At 57.2% G+C, this 1,029-nt stretch carries 2 protein-coding genes; one reads left to right on the forward strand and one right to left on the reverse strand.

Going from position 1 to position 1,029, the window contains the following annotated elements; translation table 11 throughout:
- Positions 1-501 (reverse strand): recombinase family protein (locus tag KJQ96_RS38500; RefSeq protein WP_213291158.1); only part of this gene is annotated, 501 nt, incomplete at its 3' end.
- A 434-nt stretch (positions 502-935) separates the two neighbouring features.
- Between KJQ96_RS38500 and KJQ96_RS42545 the strand changes: the two genes are divergently transcribed.
- On the forward strand, positions 936-1,029 hold a 94-nt coding region (locus KJQ96_RS42545), incomplete at its 3' end, for a transposase (protein ID WP_375293272.1).

The raw sequence follows: 1,029 nt of genomic DNA on the forward strand, positions 1-1,029 counted from the left end.
GCGGCGCGCTTTGGCTTCCTGCCCTGCCAGCATTCGTTGGCGTATAACCTTGAGCTCGACGACGCTGAGTGTCCCTTTGATACCCAACACCGACTGATCGTCGAGATTATTCAGATCGTAGACCTGTTGCTCGTCAGCGATTAGCGTTCCAAAGATCTGGCATACCTCCAACAGCCGACACCAATCTTTGTCCGTTCGGGATAGCCGTGATACCTCTCGGCTGCCGACGATTCCGACCTCTCCCAGCGCTACCGAGCTGAGGACGCGCTCAAAGCCTTCCCGCTGGGCGGCGGCAAGGCCCGCGCTCGATCCCAGGTCATTATTGATGATCTCGACCTCCTGCCAGCCCAGCACACGCACCCGTTCGGCCATCGCATACTGGAGGAGTTGACTTTCCTTATTCTGTCGTACTTGCTTTTCGCTGGATTGCCGAAGGTAGACGATCGCCTTGCGAGCCAGATGCTCCGGTTTGATTTTGGGATTGTGCAAGAGCTCTGTCATTTCCTCGTCTCCTCTCCTCGTGAAACACCGCTGCTATAACGCGGGCTATGAGATCGATCAGATCGGCGCGTGTCGCTGCGTCCATTGGCACGGCGCCGCATTCCCTTGAGATCATCAAATCTAAAAGTTGAAGTTGCACCACGACGACCTCCCTCGCTTCCGCTAACGCGCGGTCGCCGAAGGTTATCGTGGACAGGGTGAGTCGAGTCGTGAGGCGATCAATGAAGCGAGAGATAGGAGGGCTTGCTTACCGAGGCGCGGTCATTGCGAGATCGTGATCTCGGCACACTCCGGCAACAGCATCCAGATGGGAATCTTCAGTCGTCTCCCGGCTGGATCCATGACACAGACCGCCGCATCTCCTCGCGTTGGTCTGCGAAGAATCCGCAGGGTAACACCATGAAGCGGGTGAAAGGGGTAGAAGACCTGAACATCTGTATTATCGGCGCTCAGGGTATTGTGGGCGTGGGTGCCATCATCCTCACATTCACTGTGTCGTGCCGGGCGGCGGCCTGTCACCTGACGGAA

It is taken from the genome of Bradyrhizobium sp. sGM-13 (assembly GCF_018398875.1).
GTDB lineage: Bacteria > Pseudomonadota > Alphaproteobacteria > Rhizobiales > Xanthobacteraceae > Bradyrhizobium.